At 67.1% G+C, this 16,887-nt stretch carries 16 protein-coding genes and 1 pseudogene; 7 read left to right on the forward strand and 10 right to left on the reverse strand.

The genetic code is table 11. The features are described from left to right. Nucleotide 1: 1 nt before the first annotated feature. The 5 genes from ABZD10_RS05265 (at nucleotide 2) to ABZD10_RS05285 (ending at nucleotide 4,602) form a co-directional block, all read left to right on the forward strand. Complete coding sequence (locus ABZD10_RS05265; protein ID WP_372885092.1) at nucleotides 2–580, forward strand: holin-associated N-acetylmuramidase; 579 nt, start codon at nucleotides 2–4, stop codon at nucleotides 578–580. Beyond that, nucleotides 571–1,146, forward strand: coding sequence for a holin family protein (locus ABZD10_RS05270; protein ID WP_372885093.1), 576 nt, complete (start codon nucleotides 571–573; stop codon nucleotides 1,144–1,146). Before ABZD10_RS05265 ends, ABZD10_RS05270 begins: the two co-directional genes overlap by 10 nt. Nucleotides 1,147–1,259: 113 nt before the next feature. Then, entirely contained in the window at nucleotides 1,260–3,233 is a 1,974-nt protein-coding gene (locus ABZD10_RS05275; protein WP_372885094.1) for a heme lyase CcmF/NrfE family subunit, read from the forward strand. Between the two features lie 86 nt (nucleotides 3,234–3,319). Then, nucleotides 3,320–3,754 (forward strand): cytochrome c-type biogenesis protein CcmH, encoded by a 435-nt coding sequence (locus tag ABZD10_RS05280; RefSeq protein ID WP_372885107.1) that lies wholly within the window; start codon nucleotides 3,320–3,322, stop codon nucleotides 3,752–3,754. A gap of 71 nt (nucleotides 3,755–3,825) precedes the next feature. Then, complete coding sequence (locus ABZD10_RS05285) at nucleotides 3,826–4,602, forward strand: enoyl-CoA hydratase-related protein (RefSeq protein ID WP_372885095.1); 777 nt, start codon at nucleotides 3,826–3,828, stop codon at nucleotides 4,600–4,602. A gap of 15 nt (nucleotides 4,603–4,617) precedes the next feature. On the opposite strand, the gene ABZD10_RS05290 is transcribed toward ABZD10_RS05285, so the two are convergent. The 3 genes from ABZD10_RS05290 to gltX form a co-directional block, all read right to left on the reverse strand. Then, nucleotides 4,618–5,400 carry a calcium-binding protein gene (locus tag ABZD10_RS05290; RefSeq protein ID WP_372885096.1) on the reverse strand — a complete coding sequence of 261 codons (783 nt, stop codon included), beginning with the start codon at nucleotides 5,398–5,400 and terminating at the stop codon, nucleotides 4,618–4,620. A 194-nt stretch (nucleotides 5,401–5,594) separates the two neighbouring features. Next, a complete protein-coding gene (gene gltA / locus ABZD10_RS05295) occupies nucleotides 5,595–6,890 on the reverse strand; it encodes a citrate synthase (protein ID WP_372885097.1) in 1,296 nt (431 codons plus the stop codon). Nucleotides 6,891–6,984: 94 nt separating this feature from the next. After that, a complete protein-coding gene (gene gltX / locus ABZD10_RS05300; RefSeq protein WP_372885098.1) occupies nucleotides 6,985–8,409 on the reverse strand; it encodes a glutamate--tRNA ligase in 1,425 nt (474 codons plus the stop codon). Nucleotides 8,410–8,488: 79 nt separating this feature from the next. Here gltX and ABZD10_RS05305 point away from each other — a divergent pair, with 79 nt between their 5' ends. Further along, nucleotides 8,489–10,525, forward strand: a complete 2,037-nt coding sequence (locus tag ABZD10_RS05305) for a ComEC/Rec2 family competence protein (RefSeq protein WP_372885099.1) — start codon at nucleotides 8,489–8,491, stop codon at nucleotides 10,523–10,525. Nucleotides 10,526–10,546: 21 nt separating this feature from the next. On the opposite strand, the gene lexA is transcribed toward ABZD10_RS05305, so the two are convergent. The 7 genes from lexA to ABZD10_RS05340 form a co-directional block, all read right to left on the reverse strand. Beyond that, nucleotides 10,547–11,260, reverse strand: coding sequence for a transcriptional repressor LexA (gene lexA / locus ABZD10_RS05310; protein ID WP_372885100.1), 714 nt, complete (start codon nucleotides 11,258–11,260; stop codon nucleotides 10,547–10,549). 100 nt (nucleotides 11,261–11,360) lie between these two features. Then, complete coding sequence (glp, locus tag ABZD10_RS05315; RefSeq protein WP_372885101.1) at nucleotides 11,361–12,536, reverse strand: gephyrin-like molybdotransferase Glp; 1,176 nt, start codon at nucleotides 12,534–12,536, stop codon at nucleotides 11,361–11,363. Beyond that, nucleotides 12,533–13,021 carry a cyclic pyranopterin monophosphate synthase MoaC gene (gene moaC, locus ABZD10_RS05320; RefSeq protein ID WP_372885102.1) on the reverse strand — a complete coding sequence of 163 codons (489 nt, stop codon included), beginning with the start codon at nucleotides 13,019–13,021 and terminating at the stop codon, nucleotides 12,533–12,535. Before moaC ends, glp begins: the two co-directional genes overlap by 4 nt. After that, complete coding sequence (gene trpC, locus ABZD10_RS05325) at nucleotides 13,021–13,833, reverse strand: indole-3-glycerol phosphate synthase TrpC (RefSeq protein WP_372885103.1); 813 nt, start codon at nucleotides 13,831–13,833, stop codon at nucleotides 13,021–13,023. Before trpC ends, moaC begins: the two co-directional genes overlap by 1 nt. Nucleotides 13,834–13,837: 4 nt before the next feature. Then, a complete protein-coding gene (locus tag ABZD10_RS05330) occupies nucleotides 13,838–14,494 on the reverse strand; it encodes a uracil-DNA glycosylase (protein ID WP_372885104.1) in 657 nt (218 codons plus the stop codon). A gap of 3 nt (nucleotides 14,495–14,497) precedes the next feature. Continuing rightward, nucleotides 14,498–15,517 carry an anthranilate phosphoribosyltransferase gene (trpD, locus tag ABZD10_RS05335; protein WP_372885105.1) on the reverse strand — a complete coding sequence of 340 codons (1,020 nt, stop codon included), beginning with the start codon at nucleotides 15,515–15,517 and terminating at the stop codon, nucleotides 14,498–14,500. After that, nucleotides 15,514–16,107 (reverse strand): aminodeoxychorismate/anthranilate synthase component II, encoded by a 594-nt coding sequence (locus tag ABZD10_RS05340; protein ID WP_372885106.1) that lies wholly within the window; start codon nucleotides 16,105–16,107, stop codon nucleotides 15,514–15,516. The genes trpD and ABZD10_RS05340 overlap by 4 nt, the downstream gene beginning before the upstream one ends. A 212-nt stretch (nucleotides 16,108–16,319) precedes the next feature. Between ABZD10_RS05340 and ABZD10_RS05345 the strand changes: the two are divergent. Continuing rightward, nucleotides 16,320–16,887 (forward strand): annotated as a pseudogene (locus ABZD10_RS05345) (hypothetical protein); the annotation flags it as partial.

Genomic DNA, 16,887 nt, shown 5'->3' on the forward strand with positions numbered 1-16,887 from the left:
CGTGGCCCACGAAGGCGGCTATGTGAACGACCCGGACGATCCCGGGGGGGCAACCAAATACGGGGTCACCGTTCATACCATGCGGCGATTGGGCATGGATCTGGATGGCAACGGAACGGTCGATGCGCGTGACGTCAAGCAGCTCAGCCGGGCTCAGGCCGAGCGCATCTTCATCACCCATTACTTCGAACGGCCGGGAATCGCGAAATTGCCCAAGTCGGTGCAGGCCTCGGTTTTCGACATGTATGTGAACTCGGGCAGCAATGCGGTGCGCATTTTGCAGCGGCTGCTGACCGCCATGGGATTTCCGCTAACGGACGACGGGGTGATTGGCCCCAAGACCATTGCAGCCTGTGAACAAGCGGCCAGGGCAGCACCCGATCATCTGGCCGACGCCTATGGCATTGCCCGGCGCAACTATTACTTCTGGCTCGCCGATCGCCGCCCGGCCTCGCGCAAATACGCCCGCACGCGGGCCGGGGGCAAGGGGGGCTGGATCAAGCGCGCCGAAGAGTTCCTGTCGCCGCAGTATCACCTGAGCGAACAGGCGTTTCGTGAAAGGGTCGCGGCATGGGACTGATCGGCAAGCTGTTTTCGCTGGTGTTCGGCGACGGGCGCAACCTGGTCGCCGAGACCGTCGGGGTGTTTCGTGAAAACGCCGAGGCCGGCGCCGAACGCAGCAGCAACATCCAGATGGCGGCGATGGCGGCCCATGGCGCCGAGTTCTATCCCGCGGGCCGGGGGCTGTTTGACCGGCTGATGGATGCCGTGAACCGCCTGCCGCGCCCGATGATGGCGCTGGCATGCCTGGGGCTGATGGGGTCGGCCATGGTCGACCCGGTCTGGTTTGCCGCCCGCATGGCCGGTATCGCGCTGGTGCCGGAACCGCTGTGGTGGCTTCTCGGGATCGTGGTGAGCTTTTATTTCGGCGCCCGCCATCAGGCCAAGGGGCAAGAGTTTCAACAGTCCATCGCGGCCAGTATTGCGCGGGTGCCGCAGGTGGTCGAAACGATCCGCAGCCTCGAGCAACTGCCGCCGCGCGCCGAAGGCCACGCTGTCAATGCCGCGCTGGAGGATTGGCGCCGGCAGGACGCGCGTCAGGAAGAAAGGCAGGGGGGGCGGCCGGGGGCTGGGCCGGGGCAATGAGCCCGCCCCGGGGGCAGGATTGCGGACGCAGACCGGAAAAACGCGATATTGTGATCGACCGGACCTGACAAAAGTCATTGGCCCCGGCGCGTCTGCGCAATATATGTCGGGCCATGATTACAGAACTTGGCCACTTTGCCCTGATCCTTGCCGCCTGTACCGCCGTGGTGCAGGCCATCGTTCCTCTTGTCGGCGCCCACAAGCGCTGGCCCGGCTGGATGGCCGTGGCCGAGCCCGCCGCCAATATCCAGTTCCTGCTGACCGCCTTTTCCTTCGTCGCCCTGACCTATGCCTTCGTGGTCTCGGATTTCTCGCTGAAGCTGGTGGTGCTGAACTCGCATTCGCTGAAGCCGATGCTCTACAAGGTCAGCGGCGTCTGGGGCAACCACGAGGGCTCGATGCTGCTCTGGGTGCTGATCCTGACCCTGTTCGGGGCCTGCGCGGCATGGTTTGGCGGCAACCTGCCGCCGACGCTGCGGGCCCGGGTGCTGGCGGTGCAATCGGCGGTGGCGGTGGCCTTTTTCGGCTTTATCCTCTTCACCTCGAACCCCTTCCTGCGCCTCGGCACGCCGCCGTTTGACGGCGAGGGGCTGAACCCGATGCTTCAGGATCCGGGGCTGGCTTTCCACCCGCCGTTTCTCTACCTCGGCTATGTCGGGCTTTCGATGGCCTTTTCCTTTGCTGTCGCGGCGCTGATCGAGGGGCGGGTCGATGCCGCATGGGGGCGCTGGGTGCGGCCCTGGACGCTGGCCGCCTGGATCTTCCTGACCCTCGGCATCGCGCTGGGGTCGTGGTGGGCCTATTACGAGCTTGGCTGGGGCGGTTTCTGGTTCTGGGATCCGGTCGAGAACGCCTCGTTCATGCCCTGGCTGCTGGCGGCGGCGCTGCTGCATTCCTCGATCGTGGTCGAAAAGCGCGAAGTGCTGAAAAGCTGGACCATCCTGCTGGCGATCCTGGCCTTCGGCTTCTCGCTGATCGGCACCTTCATCGTGCGCTCGGGCGTCATCACCTCGGTGCATGCCTTCGCCAATGATCCCGAGCGCGGTGTCTTCATCCTGGCGATCCTGGCGATTTTCGTCGGCGGCGCGCTGATTCTCTTCGCCGCCCGTGCCCGCGTCATGGAGGCCAAGGGTCTGTTCGGCATGGTCAGCCGCGAAAGCGTTCTGGTGCTCAACAACATCCTGCTGGCGGTGGCCTGTTTCGTGGTCTTCATCGGCACCATCTGGCCGCTGGTCTCCGAGATGTTCTTCACCCGCAAGCTCAGCGTCGGGGCGCCCTTCTTCAACATGGCCTTCACCCCCTTCATGGTGCTGCTGGGCCTTGTGCTGCCGGTGGGGGCGATGCTGCCCTGGAAACGCGCCAAGCTGGGCCGCGTCCTGCGGTCGCTGGTGCCGGCCCTGGTGCTGGCGCTGGCGCTGGCCGGTCTGGCCTGGTCGATGCAGAGCCAGCGCAGCCTTCTGGGCCCGGTCGGCCTGTTCCTCGGCGCCTGGCTGGTCTTCGGTTCGATCACCGACCTTCTGGGGCGCAGCGGGCGCGGCGGCGCGGCGCAGCGTCTGGCGCGTCTCGCCCGGCTGCCGCGCGCCGATTGGGGCAAGGCGGTGGCCCACGGCGGACTTGGCGTGACGATGTTCGGCATCGCCGGGCTGATGGCCTGGGAACTCGAGGACATCCGCGTCGCCTACAAGGGCGAGCCCTTCATGGTCGGTGCCTACGAGCTGACCCTCGAAGAGGTGAACGAGGTGCAGGGGCCCAACTACCTGTCGACCATGGCCGATGTGACCCTGCGCAAGTCGGGCCGTTTCGTGGCCAGCCTGCACCCCGAGAAACGCGTCTACCCGGTGCGCGCCATGCCGACCACCGAGGCGGCGATCGACTACCGCTTCCTGCGTGATGTCTATGTGGTGATCGGCGATCCGCAGGCCGACGGCGGCTTTACCATGCGCACCTATGTCAAACCCTTCACCAACTGGATCTGGATGGGCACCTTGCTGATGTCGCTCGGCGGGCTCTTCAGCCTGTCCGACCGGCGCTATCGGGTGGCGGCTGGGGCCCGAAAGGCGCCCGCAACAGGAGTACCGGCGGAATGAGCGGCAGAGAACGTGCAACGGGCAGAGGCATCGGGGCAAGGGTCCGCGCCGTCTTCTCGGCAGGAAATGCCTTGGCACTGGTGCTGATGGCGCTGCTGCTGGCGCCGCCGGTGCTGGCGGTGCAGCCCGACGAGATTCTTGCCGACCCGGTGCTGGAACAGCGGGCGCGCGAGTTGTCCAAGGACCTGCGCTGCCTGGTCTGCCGCAACGAGAACATCGACGATTCCAACGCCGACCTGGCGCGCGAGCTGCGGCTTCTGGTGCGCGAAAGGCTGGTTGCGGGCGACAGCGATGACGAAACCCGCGATTACATCGTGGCCCGTTACGGCGAATACGTGCTGCTGACGCCGCGCACCTCGGGCTCCAACATCCTGTTGTGGGCCGCCGGGCCGGCGATGCTGCTCTTGGCGCTGGTGCTGGCCATGGCCTATCTGCGCGGCCGTGCCGCGGCCTCGCAGCCCGGCGACGCAAGGCTGAGCGCGCAAGAGCAGGCGCGGCTCGACGAAATCCTCGAGGAATGACGCGCCGTCCCCCTTTTGCGGGGCCGGTGCAGCGCTTAGGTTGAGCCGCGACACACCCGCAGGAGAGGCGCATGGACTATCAGACAATCCGCTATCAGCTCGACGATGGCGTGGCCATTATCACGCTTGACCGCCCCGAGGTCATGAATGCGCTGACGGTGCAGATGCGCGCCGAGATCACCCATGCGGTGCGCGAGGCGGGCTCTGTGGCGCGGGTGGTGGTGCTGACCGGAGCCGGGCGGGCCTTTTGTTCGGGGCAGGACCTTGGCGACAGCCGCAATGCCGCCCAGACGGATTTCGAACGCACGCTGCGCGACGAATACGCGCCGATGATCCGCGCCATCACCGACTGCAAGGTGCCTGTGATCGCCGCCGTCAATGGCGCGGCGGCCGGGGCCGGCGCCAATCTTGTGCTGGCGGCAGACGTGGTGATCGCCGCCGAAAGCGCCTTTTTCATGCAGGCCTTTGCGCGCATCGGCCTGCTGCCCGACGCCGGCGGCACCTATATGCTGCCGCGCCTTGTGGGGCGGGCACGGGCGATGGGGACGGCGCTTTTCGCCGACAGGATCGACGCCCGCACCGCCGAGAGCTGGGGCATGATCTGGGAAGCGGTCGCCGACGATGACTTCGAGGCCCATTGGCGGGATCGGGCGCGCCACCTGGCGAACGGGCCGACGCTGGCCTATGGCTATATCAAGGCGGCGCTTCAGGCCTCGCCCGGGAACGACCTTGAACAGCAGCTGACCCTCGAGGCCCGCTTGCAGGGCAAATGCGGCAAGTCGCGCGATCTTCAGGAAGGCGTGGTGGCCTTTCTGGAAAAGCGCCCCGCGGCTTTCGAGGGGCGCTGATCCGCGGTCTCCGGCTCAGGCGTATTGCAACAAGAGGATGTCGTTCTCGTCAAAGGCGGCACCGGCCCCGAGAACGACGATCACCTCCTGGCCGTCGGCAAAGACCGTGACATCGCCGGTCGCGCCGTCGAGGCTGGTGGTCAGGGTCGGCGGGGTCGCGCCCTCGAAAGTATAGGTGATGATGTCGTCGCCGGCGGTGTAATCCTCGACGATGGCCGGCTCTCCGGGGCGGATCCACTGGCCGGCGGCAAATTCGTCCAGCCCGTCGCCGCCCGAAACCGAATCCGCGCTGCCCATGATCAGCGCGTCGTTTCCACCGCGCCCTTCGATGACGTCGCCGTCATCGGTATCCAGAGAGCTGACGTCGAAAACGAAATCCAGATCGGCCGAAGTCTGCGCCGTGGCAAGCGAGGCCACCAGCGCATCGACATCCATGGTCGACGAACCGTCGATATAGTCGTTGCCGCTGTTGCCGATCAGCGTGTCCACGCCGTCGCCGCCGACCAGCACGTCGTCGCCCTGGGCGCCCTGTAGAAGGTCGTCGTCCGAGCCACCAAGCAGCAGATCGCCCTCGGTGCCGCCATAGATCGTGTCGTTGCCCTCGTCGCCGAAGACCACGTCTTCGCCGGCGCCGGTGTCGACCGCGTCGTCGCCTTCGGTGCCCATCACCAGATCGTTGTCGCCCTGGTCGATCTCGATGGTGTCGGCCTCTGCGCCGGCCTCATCGCCGTCGGTGTAAATTGCGTCAAAGGCCCAGGCCATGACCCCGATCGACAGCAGACTTGCTAGAATCAGCATTGAAAAACCCTCAATTCCCGAAATGTGTTAACAAGATGTTAATATTCAGGAAAAATGTCAATTAAATCAACTGATTGTTCATTTCTCTGCAACAGTGCCACGCCCCGGGCGGAACTGCTGCGGGACGGGCAACAAAAAGACGCGCCCGTTTCCGGGCGCGTCCAAATCGACATGCGGGGCCGCGAAATCGCGGATCAGCGGTCCTCGATATTGACGTAGTTGCGCTCGGTCTCGCCCTGGTACAGCTGACGCGGGCGGCCGATCTTGTGGGCCGGATCCGAGAACTGCTCTTTCCACTGCGAGATCCAGCCGACGGTGCGCGACAGCGCGAAGATCGGGGTGAACATCGAGGTCGGGAAGCCCATCGCCTCGAGGATGATGCCCGAATAGAAGTCGACGTTCGGGAACAGTTTCTTCTCGGCGAAATAGGGATCGGCCAGCGCCGCCGCTTCCAGCGCCTTGGCGGTGGCCAGGATCGGGTTGTCTTCGACGCCCAAGAGGTCCAGCACCTCGTCGGCCGACTGTTTCATCACCGTGGCGCGCGGGTCGTGGTTCTTGTAGACCCGGTGGCCAAAGCCCATCAGGCGGAACGGGTCGTCCTTGTCCTTGGCGCGGGCGATATACTCGGGGATGTTTTCCGGCGAGCCGATTTCCTTCAGCATCTCCAGGCAGGCCTGGTTGGCGCCGCCGTGGGCCGGGCCCCAGAGACAGGCGACACCGGCGGCGATGCAGGCAAAGGGGTTGGCGCCCGAGGACGAGGCCAGACGCACGGTCGAGGTCGAGGCGTTCTGCTCGTGGTCGGCGTGCAGGGTGAAGATCCGGTCCATGGCGCGGCTCAGGATCGGGTTCACCTCGTAGTCTTCGGCCGGCACCGCAAAGCACATGCGCAGGAAGTTCGACGCATAGTCGAGATCGTTGCGCGGATAGATAAAGGGCTGACCGATGGTGTATTTATAGGCCATCGCGGCGATGGTCGGCACCTTGGCGATCAGGCGGTGCGAGGCCACTTCGCGCTGGCGCGGATCGTTGATGTCGGTGGAATCATGGTAGAAGGCCGACATGGCACCGATGACGCCGACGATGATCGCCATCGGGTGGGCGTCGCGGCGGAAACCACGGAAAAAGTTGATCATCTGCTCGTGCACCATGGTGTGGCGCGTGATCGTGGTTTCGAACTCATCCAGCTCGGCCGCCGAGGGCAGATAGCCGTAGAGCAAGAGGTAGCAGACCTCGAGGTAATGCGATTTGCCGGCCAGCTGGTCGATCGGATAGCCGCGATGCAGCAGGACACCCTTTTCGCCGTCGATGAAGGTGATGGTCGAATCGCAGGACGCGGTCGAGGTGAAACCCGGGTCGTAGGTGAAGACTCCGGCCTGGCCGTAAAGCTTGCGGATGTCCAGCACGTCTGGTCCGGCGGTCGGCGAATAGATCGGCAGTTCGTAGGACTTGTCGTCAATCGTCAAGGTTGCGGTTTTTTGTGAGTCAGACATACATCTTCCCTTCATCTCATGCCCCATCATGCCCCAGTGCGCGGACCTCGGTTCGCGGACCGGAGGGGCGGTTTCTCGGCCGGTGGCGCAGCGGTTACCCCTCTGCGCCGCCGGCGTTTTCAGCTGATGCCTCCTGCAGCCGGGCGAGGGTCTCATCGCGCCCGAGAACCAGCATCATATCGAACACGCTGGGTGTCACAGCCTGTCCGGCCAGGGCCGCCCGCAGGGGGCCGGCCATCTTGCCGAACTTGATTTCCCGTGCCTCGGCAAACCGGCCTGCAACAGCCTCCAATTCGTCTCGCGTCCAGCTAGCATCTTGCAGGTGCGGCGTCAATTCCTTCAGTATACAACGGGATACCGTATCGAGGTTCCTGGCCGATTTCTCATCCGGAACTATGGGGCGATCTGCCAGGGCAAACCCAGCTTTTTCAATCAGTTGCGGAAATGTCTTGGCGCGATCCTTGAGGCAGTACATCGCCGATGACACCAGGGATGACTTTTCGTCGCTGAGGGCCGGGGCGCCGGTTGCCGCCAGGTAATTCTGCAATTCTTGCAGCAGTGCAGCATCGTCGGCCACCGCGAAGTGCTGACCGCAGAGGTTTTCCAGCTTCTTGGTGTCGAAACGCGCCGGGCTTTTTCCGATGCCGCCAAGGTCGAACCACTCCCGCGCCTGGGCGTCGGTAAAGAACTCGTCGTCGCCGTGGCTCCAGCCCAGCCGGGCCAGGTAATTGCGCATCCCGGCGGCCGGATAGCCCATTTTCTGGTATTCCTCGGCCCCCAGCGCGCCGTGGCGTTTGGACAGTTTCTTGCCGTCGGCCCCGTGGATCAGCGGAATATGGGCCCAGACCGGCACCGGCCAGCCCATGGCCTCGTAGATCATCATCTGGCGGGCGGCGTTGTTGAGGTGGTCGTCGCCGCGAATGACATGGGTGACGCCCATGTCGTGATCGTCGACCACCACCGCCAGCATGTAGACCGGTGTCCCGTCCGAGCGCAGCAGGATCATGTCGTCGAGCTGGTCGTTCCTGATGGTCACGTCGCCCTGCACCCGGTCGCGGATCACGGTGCTGCCCTCCTGCGGCGCCTTGATGCGGATCACGAAGGGGGCGTCGGGGTGGGTCGCGGCCTCGGCGTCGCGCCAGGGCGAGCGGTAAAGCGTCGAACGGCCCTCGGCGCGGGCGGCTTCGCGAAAGGCGGCGATCTCGTCCTGGGTGGCGAAACATTTATAGGCCTTGCCCTCGGCCAGCAGCTGATGCGCCACCTCGGCGTGGCGCGCCGCGCCCGCGAACTGGCTCACCACCTCGCCGTCGTGATCGAGCCCCAGCCAGGCCAGCCCCTTGAGGATGGCCTCGGTGGCCTCGGGGGTCGAGCGTTCGCGGTCGGTGTCCTCGATGCGCAGCAGGAACTTGCCGCCGCGGCCCCGGGCATAAAGCCAGTTGAACAGCGCCGTGCGGGCGCCGCCGATGTGGAGAAAGCCGGTGGGCGAGGGTGCAAAACGGGTGACGACCTGATCTGTCATGACGGTCTTAACCTTTCGGTAACCATGGGAGGACTAGCGTTGGCGTCTGTCTAACGACCTGCCTGAACGAGGACAAGGCTTGCGCGGTATCGGCCGGATCTCCGGGGCCCTCGAGGGCCAGAGGGGGCATTTGCTGCCATGGGTGCCGGTCTGTCTCGGGGTCGGGGTCGGGGGCTATTTCCTGCTGCCGATCGAGCCCGCAACCGGCCATCTGGCGGCGCTGGTGCTGGCCGGGGCGGGGCTGTTCCTGCTGGCGCGCCGGCTTGGCGAGGGCACGGCGCCGATGGCGGTGATGCTGGGGCTGGTGCTGCTCGGGGTGGCGCTGGCCGGTTGGCGGGCGCGCTCGGTGGCGGCGCCGGTGCTGGGGTTCCGCTTTTACGGCGCTGTCGAGGGCACCATTGTCGCCATCGACCGCTCGGCCTCGGACCGGCTGCGGCTGACCCTGGCCGATGTGGTGTTGCAGGACGTGGCGCCCGAACGCACCCCGCGCCGGGTGCGTATCGCGCTGCACGCCAAGACGCCGGTGCTGGTGCCGCGCCCCGGTCAGCGGGTGATCGCCACCGCCCATCTGTCGCCGCCGGCGGGGCCGGCCGAACCGGGCGGTTTCGACTTTCGCCGCCACGCCTGGTTTTCCGGCATCGGCGCCATCGGCTACAGCCGGGTGCCGGTGCTGGCGCTGGCCCCGCCCGAGGGCCGGCCCGGGCTGTTTGCCCTGCGCATGGCGCTGTCGCGGCACATCCGCAGCACCCTTGGCGGCGCCGTCGGCGGGGTCGCGGCGGCGGTCTCGACAGGGGATCGCAGCGGCATTCGCGCCGAGACGGTGGCGGCGCTGCGGGCCTCGAACCTGGCCCATCTGCTGGCGATCAGCGGGCTGCATCTGGGGCTTCTGGCGGGCTTCGTCTTTGCCGCCGCCCGTCTCGGGATGGCGCTTTGTCCGCCGCTGGCGCTGCGGGTCCAGAGCAAGAAACCGGCGGCGCTGCTGGCGCTGGCCGCCGCCGCCGCCTATCTGGTGCTGTCGGGGGGCAACGTCGCCACCCAGCGCGCCTTCGTGATGGCGGCGGTGGCGCTGGTCGCGGTGCTGCTGGACCGCCGGGCCTTCAGCCTGCGCTCGGTGGCGCTGGCGGCGCTGATCGTGCTGCTGCTGGCGCCCGAATCCCTGCTCGGACCGGGGTTCCAGATGTCCTTTGCCGCCACCACGGCGCTGGTGGCGGTGTTCAACGGCCTGCGCGACGGCGCCTGGTGGCGGCTGCCGCGATGGGCGGCGCCGGTGCTGGCGGTGGTGGTGTCATCGCTGGTGGCCGGGCTGGCGACGGCGCCCTTCGGGGCGGCGCATTTCAACGTGATCGCCCATTACGGCCTGCCGGCCAACCTGCTGGCGGTGCCGGTGATGGGGCTGGTGGTGGTGCCCTCGGCGGTGCTGGCGCTGTGTCTGGCGCCGCTGGGGCTGGACTGGATCGGGCTGTGGCTGATGGGGGCGGGGCTGGAGTGGATACTTGGCGTGGCGCATTTCTTTGCCGCGCGTCCCGGCGCGCGCGGATTCGTCCCGGCGCCGCCGCTGGCGGTGCTGCCGCTGCTGTCGCTGGGGATGCTCTGGCTGATCCTGTGGCAGGGGCGGCTGCGGCGGATCGGCATGGTGCCGGTGCTCTGTGCCCTGCTGCTGTGGAGCACGGCGCGGCGGCCCGAGGTGCTGATCGCCGACAGCGGCGGGCTGGTCGGGGTGATGACCGCCGAGGGCCGGGCGCTGAGCAAGGCGCGCGGGCAGGGTTTCGTGGCGCGGATCTGGCTCGAGAATGACGGCGACGCCGCCGGGCAGGAACAGGCGGCGGCGCGGCTGTCGATGCCGGGAAAGATCTTTGTCGCCGAGATCGCCGGGCAGCGGCTGTTTCATGTTCAGGGCAAGGCGGCGGCGCAAAGCTTTGCCGCCTGCGATGCCGGCGACATCGCGGTCTTCACCCATGCGGTGGCGGCCGCGCTGCGCTGCCGCGTGCTGACACCGGATGCGCTGCGCGCCACCGGGGCCATCGCCGTCACCGGAACAGGCAGCGGGCCTCGGATACGGACCGCCCGCCAGGTCACCGGGCAGCGGCTGTGGAACCGCGGCGGCGCGGATCGCTAGACGCGGGCCGGCAGATGCGGATCAGTAGGTGCGGATCAGGCCGACAAGACAGCCCTGCACCTTGACCTTGTCCTCGGGGTAGACGCGGGTTTCATAGGCCGGGTTGGCGGCCTCGAGCGCGATCGAGCTGCCGTTGTGGTGAAAGCGTTTCAGCGTCGCCTCCTGATCCTCGACCAGCGCCACCACGATATCGCCGTTGTCGGCGGTCGTGGTCTCGCGGATGATGACCACGTCGCCGTCGTTGATGCCGGCGTCGATCATCGAATCGCCCTTGACCTCGAGCGCATAGTGGCTGCCCGAGTTGCGCAGCATGGCGCCGGGCACCGCGACATGGTGGTCGACATGGCTGATCGCCTCGATCGGCACCCCGGCGGCGATCTTGCCCATCACCGGCAGTTCGCGGGCATGCAGGATCACCTCGTCGCGGGTGATATTGGCCGGCTGGGTCGGCGACGGATGCGGCCCGGCGATCACCCGGGGTTCAAAGCCGCCGGTTGGCGCGCTGGGGGTTCCGCCAAGCGATTCGGGCAGTTTGACGATCTCGATCGCGCGGGCGCGATGTGCCAGCCGGCGGATGAATCCGCGCTCTTCCAAAGCGGTGATCAGCCGGTGGATCCCGGACTTGGAGCGCAGCTCCAGCGCATCCTTCATCTCGTCGAAACTGGGCGGCACGCCGTCGCGCTGCAACCGCTTGTGGATGAACTCGAGCAGGTCCAGTTGTTTCTTGGTCAGCATCTGCGGGCCTCCGACGACTGTTTTCTTTTGTTCTAGGCCTGTTCCCGTTTTGTGTCAAGAAAAACGGGAACAGGCCGGGAACAAACCCGCGAGGCGCGGCTCAGATCGGCAGGTAGGACAGAGTCTCGCCGGCGCTGCGTGCAGCATCGTTCGGCGGGCGGATGGCCAGCGCATTGGCATTCGAAAGCACGGTCAGAAGCGAGCTGTCCTGATTGTCATAGATGGTGATCCGGCCGTTGGCGACATGGGCGCGCATGAAATGCAGGCGCGGACCGTTGGCCCCGACCGGGGCGGCCAATGTGGCGCTGCTTTCGGGGGCCGGGGCGACGCCGAGGCCCAGCATGGCGCGGATCACCGGGGTGACGAAGACATGGCCGCAGACCATCGCGGAAACCGGGTTGCCGGGCAGGCCCATCATCATCGCGCCGCTGGCCAGCCGTCCGGCCATCAGCGGTTTTCCGGGGCGCATCAGGATCTTGTAGAAGCTGCGCTCCATGCCCAGATCGGCGGCGACCTCGCCGACCAGATCGTGATCGCCCACCGAGGCGCCGCCGATGGTCAGCACCAGATCGGCGTCTTCGGTCAGCGAAAAGGCGGTCTCCAGCGATTGCCGGGTGTCACGGGCGATCGGCAACAGCCGCGCCTCGGCGCCAAGGTCGCGCAGCATGGCCTGCAGGCCAAAACTGTTCGAGGCGATGATCTGATCCGGGCCCGGCGTCTCGCCCGGCATCACCAGCTCGTCGCCGGTGGACATGATGGCGACACGGGGGCGGCGGGTGACCGGCACCTCGGCGATGTTCATCGCCGCCAACAGGGCAATGTCCGAAGGGCGCAGCAGGCGCGGGGCGGTGAAATCCTGCCCCTCGGTGAAATCGGCGCCGGCGGGGCGGATATGGAAGCCCCTGTCGATGGTGTCACCAAGGGTGATCCGGTCGCCGTCACGGCTCACGTCCTCCTGGATGACGACGCGGGTTGCGCCCTCGGGCACCGGCGCGCCGGTGAAGATGCGCACCGCCTTGCCGGGGCTCAGGGCGCCGTCAAAGCCATGGCCGGCGGCAGCCTCGCCGATGACCTCGAAGGTCGCGCCCGGTGTCACCTCGTCGGCGATCACCGCATAGCCATCCATGGCCGAGCCGTCAAAGGGCGGCTGGTTGCGGTTGGCCTTGACGCTGCGCGCCAGCACCCGGCCATTGGCCTGCGACAGGGGCACGGTTTCGGTCTCGAGCGGGGCGGCCAGCGCAAACAGATGCCCGAGCGCTTCGGAAACGGTGATCATTTCGCCTCGTATCTCCCTGATTTTCCACCATCTTTCAGGATCACGCGGATGCCGCCGATCTCCATCGCCTTATCCACCGCCTTGGACATGTCATAGACCGTCAGCGCCGCCACATTGACCGCCGTCAGCGCCTCCATCTCGACGCCGGTCTGGCCGGTGGTCTTGACCGTGGCCTCGATCCGCACACCGGGCAGGGTGGCGTCGGTGGTCAGTTCCACCGCCACCTTGGTGATCGGCAGCGGGTGGCAGAGCGGGATCAGGCTGGCGCATTGCTTGGCGCCCATGATCCCGGCCAGACGCGCCACGCCCAGCACGTCGCCCTTCTTGGCGCGGCCCTCGGCGATGATGTCATGGGTCGCCTGTGCCATGCGCACCCAGCCTTCGGCGACGGCCACGCGCGAGGTGAATTCCTTGTCCGAGACATCGACCATATGGGCATCGCCCTTGCCGTCGAAATGGGTCAGGCCCGAGGCATGATCGGCCATCAGAACCCTCCTGCCGTCAAGGGGTTGGCCAGCAGCGCGCGGGTGGCGGCCTCGACGTCCTCCTGACGCATCAGGCTTTCGCCGATGAGGAAGCAGCGGGCGCCATAGCGGGCCATGTCGGCCAGATCCTGCGGCGTATTGAGGCCGCTTTCCGAGACCAGCATGCGGTCGGCGGGCACAAGTTTGGACAGGGTGCGGGTGGTGTCGAGCGTGGTCTCGAAGGTCTTGAGGTTGCGGTTGTTGATGCCCATCAGCGGCGATTTCAGCAGCGTGGCGCGCTCCAGTTCCTCGGCGTCATGCACTTCGATCAGCACGTCCATGCCCCAGCCGAAGGCGGCGTCTTCCAGCTCCTGCGCCTGCGCATCGCTGACCGAGGCCATGATGATCAGGATGCAGTCGGCGCCCAGCGCCCGCGCCTCGGCCACCTGATAGGTGTCATACATGAAATCCTTGCGCAGGGCGGGCAGCGAGGTGGCGCCGCGTGCTGCGACCAGAAATTCCTTGGCGCCCTGAAAGCTGGGGGTGTCGGTCAGCACCGACAGGCAGGCCGCACCGCCGGCCTCGTAGGCCCGGGCGAGCGCCGGCGGGTCGAAATCGGCGCGGATCAGCCCCTTGGAGGGCGAGGCCTTCTTGACCTCGGCGATCAGCCCGTAGCCCTGCCGTGATTTTGCCCGCAGCGCCTTGGCAAAGCCGCGCACCGGGTCGGCGTCGCGGGCGCGGGCCTCGATCTCGGACAGCGGCACGGCCTGCTTGTCGGCGGCCACCTCTTCGAGCTTATAGGCCTTGATCTTGTCGAGAACGGTCGTGGTCATGGGTCTAGGTCCAATCGATGGGATCGTGTTGATTGTGAATAAGCCACTCGTTGACGGAAGAAAACGGTTTCGATCCGAAAAAGCCGCGATAGGCCGAAAGAGGCGAGGGGTGGGCGCTTTCGATCACGTGATGGCCGGCGGCGCGCAGGCCGGGGGCGCGGTCGCGGGCATCCTTGCCCCACAGCACGAAGGCGCGCGGCCGGTCCGACAGATGCGCGAGTATATCACGCACCAGGGGCTCCCAGCCGATCCCGGCGTGGCCCTTGGCCTTGCCTTCGGGCACGGTCAGCACGGTGTTCAGCAGCAAGACGCCCTGCGCCGCCCAGTCCGACAGGTCGGTGCGCCGGCGCGCGATGCCGAGGTCGTCATGCAGTTCCTTGAGGATGTTTCCCAGCGAATCCAGCCGCCCGCCAAAGCCCTGGGGGATCGAAAAGGCCAGCCCGTCGGCCTTGCCCGGCGTGTGATAAGGATCCTGTCCGAGGATCACCACCCTGACCGCCTCGGGCGGGCAGGCGCGCAGGGCTGCAAAGGTCAGTTCCGGCGGTGGAAAGACCGGTCGCGTCTCTTCTGCCAGCCGCGCCAGCACCGATGCATAGCTCTGGTTGAAAAAGGGCAGGCCGGCCCAGTCCTTGAGCGCGGCAAGATCGGGCGCGTAGACCACGGCTCAGGCCGCCGAGGTGATCCGGGCCAGCGCCTGCACCTTGTCGCGCGCGGCGCCGCTGTCGATGCTCTCGCGCGCCATCTCGACGCCCTGGCGCAGGTCGGCGGCGGCCTCGGCCACCACCAGCGCCGCCGCCGCATTCAGCAGCACCGCGTCGCGATAGGCGTTTTGCGCCCCGTCGAGCAGGGCGCGGAAGGCGGCGCCGTTTTCCTCGGGGGTGCCGCCGAGGATGTCCTCGAAAGCATGCAGCGGCAGGCCGGCATCCTCGGGGTGCAGCTCGACCTCCCGGACCGAACCGTCGCTTTCCAGCGCCGCGACCCAGCTGATGCCGGAAATCGCCAGCTCGTCGGTGCCGTCCGAGCCATGCACCAGCCAGGCCCGTTCGCTGCCCAGAGCGCCGAGGGTCTCTGCCATGGGGCGGATCAGATCGCGGCTGAAGGCGCCGGTCAGCTGGCGTTTGACCCCGGCCGGGTTGGTCAAGGGCCCGAGAATGTTGAAGATGGTGCGGGTGCCCAGCTCTTGCCGGGTCGGCATCACATGGGCGATCGCCGGGTGGTGCATCGGCGCCATCATGAAGGCGATGCCACAGGTCGCCAGCGCCCGTTCGACCACCTCGGGGCCGACCATGACGTCGATCCCCATCTGGCCAAGGGCGTCCGCGGCGCCGGATTTCGACGACAGGTTGCGGTTGCCGTGCTTGGCCACCGGCACCCCGGCGCCGGCGACGACGAAGGCGGTGGCGGTGGAGATATTGAGCGTGCCCTTGCCGTCGCCGCCGGTGCCGACGATGTCCATGGCGCCCTCGGGCGCGGTCACGGGCTTGCATTTGGCGCGCATCACGGCGGCGGCGGCGGCGAATTCGTCCACCGTCTCGCCACGGGTGCGCAGCGCCATCAGCAGGCCGCCGATCTGGCTTGGCGTGGCCTCGCCCTCGAACAGGATCTGAAAGGCGGCCTCGGCCTCTTCGCGGCTCAGCGGGCGGTCGGCGGCGGCGCCGATCAGGGGTTTGATGGCATCGCTCATGCTGCTTCTCCTTCGCGTCCGGGCATCATGTCGATGAAGTTCCTCAGCAGCGCATGGCCATGTTCCGAGGCGATGGATTCGGGGTGGAACTGCACCCCCTGGATCGGCAGCTCGCGGTGCTGGAGCCCCATGATCGTGCCGTCCTCGAGCGCGGCGGTGATCTCGAGACAGTCGGGCAGGCTGTCGCGCTCGACCACCAGCGAATGATAGCGCGTCGCCTCAAACGGTGTCGGCAGGCCGGCAAAGACACCCTTGCCGCTGTGGTGCATCAGCCCCATCTTGCCGTGCACGATCTCGTGGCAGCGCACCACCTTGCCGCCAAAGGCCTGGCCGATGGTCTGGTGGCCAAGGCACACGCCCATCAGCGGCGTCTTGGTCTCGGCGGCGGCCTCGGTCAGCGCAAGGCAGATGCCGGCCTGATCTGGGTCGCAGGGACCGGGCGACAACAGGATCCCGTCCGGCTTCATGCCCATCGCGTCCTGCACCGTCAGCGCGTCGTTGCGCCAGACACTGACATCGGCGCCCAGTTCGCCCAGGTAATGCACCAGGTTATAGGTGAAACTGTCGTAATTATCGATCAGGAGCAGCATTTTGCACTTCTTCGTCCAAAGGTGAGAAACAGGGTGGAGACCCCGCCCGTGGTCGCGGTATACATGTTCAGGCTTGGCACGCAGGGTCAAGGGGGCGCGGGCAGGAAGTCCCGAGGAATTGCATGCTGCGCCGGCAATCGGGGACAGCGACGAACAAAGGGGCAAGGCGGATGTTGCGTGGGTTTATTTCCGGGATTTTCTGGGGCGCGGTGATGGCTGCGATCGTGGCCGGGTTCGCGTCGCTGCTGGCGCCGCTGCCGGCGACGGTGGTGCCGCAGATGAGCGCGGCCGAGGCCACCACCGGATCGGTCGAGGAAGGCAGCGGCGATATCGGCGCAACCTCGGAAGCCGACGCCGCGCTTGGCGAAAGCAGCGGCACCCGGGTCGCCGAACAGGCCCCGGATGATGCCGCGCCGCTGGCCGACACCGCCCCGGCGCCGCAGCCGGCGGCGGAAACGGCCGCCGCCGCCATGCCGCCGCCGAGCGCGGGGGATGCCCTCGGCACGATGGCCACGATGGATGCCGACGGCGCGGCCATGACCGGCACACCGGATGCGCCCGAAGCCCCTGCGGCGACGCCGCAGGCCACCGCAGACGCGGCGCCAGAACCCGCACCAGAACCCGCGCCAGAACCCGCACCAGAACCCGCGCCGGAACCCGCACCGGAACCCGCGCACGAGGGGTCGATCACCTCGAATCCGGCGCAGCCTGCCGCCCCGGCGGTCAGCGACAGCGGCGCCTTTGCCGCAGCGCCCGAAGCTTCCCCCGAAGCCGATATGA

Source organism: Shimia sp. (assembly GCF_041624275.1).
In the GTDB taxonomy this organism is placed as follows: Bacteria; Pseudomonadota; Alphaproteobacteria; order Rhodobacterales; family Rhodobacteraceae; genus Shimia.

Coding starts and splice junctions, on each gene's coding strand:
- ABZD10_RS05270 (WP_372885093.1), top strand. CDS start 571: ATGGGACTGATCGGCAAGCTGTTTTCGCTGGTGTTCGGCGACGGGCGC.
- ABZD10_RS05275 (WP_372885094.1), top strand. CDS start 1,260: ATGATTACAGAACTTGGCCACTTTGCCCTGATCCTTGCCGCCTGTACC.
- ABZD10_RS05280 (WP_372885107.1), top strand. CDS start 3,320: ATGGCGCTGCTGCTGGCGCCGCCGGTGCTGGCGGTGCAGCCCGACGAG.
- ABZD10_RS05285 (WP_372885095.1), top strand. CDS start 3,826: ATGGACTATCAGACAATCCGCTATCAGCTCGACGATGGCGTGGCCATT.
- ABZD10_RS05290 (WP_372885096.1), bottom strand. CDS start 5,400: ATGCTGATTCTAGCAAGTCTGCTGTCGATCGGGGTCATGGCCTGGGCC.
- gltA (WP_372885097.1), bottom strand. CDS start 6,890: ATGTCTGACTCACAAAAAACCGCAACCTTGACGATTGACGACAAGTCC.
- gltX (WP_372885098.1), bottom strand. CDS start 8,409: ATGACAGATCAGGTCGTCACCCGTTTTGCACCCTCGCCCACCGGCTTT.
- lexA (WP_372885100.1), bottom strand. CDS start 11,260: ATGCTGACCAAGAAACAACTGGACCTGCTCGAGTTCATCCACAAGCGG.
- glp (WP_372885101.1), bottom strand. CDS start 12,536: ATGATCACCGTTTCCGAAGCGCTCGGGCATCTGTTTGCGCTGGCCGCC.
- moaC (WP_372885102.1), bottom strand. CDS start 13,021: ATGGCCGATCATGCCTCGGGCCTGACCCATTTCGACGGCAAGGGCGAT.
- trpC (WP_372885103.1), bottom strand. CDS start 13,833: ATGACCACGACCGTTCTCGACAAGATCAAGGCCTATAAGCTCGAAGAG.
- trpD (WP_372885105.1), bottom strand. CDS start 15,517: ATGAGCGATGCCATCAAACCCCTGATCGGCGCCGCCGCCGACCGCCCG.
- ABZD10_RS05340 (WP_372885106.1), bottom strand. CDS start 16,107: ATGCTGCTCCTGATCGATAATTACGACAGTTTCACCTATAACCTGGTG.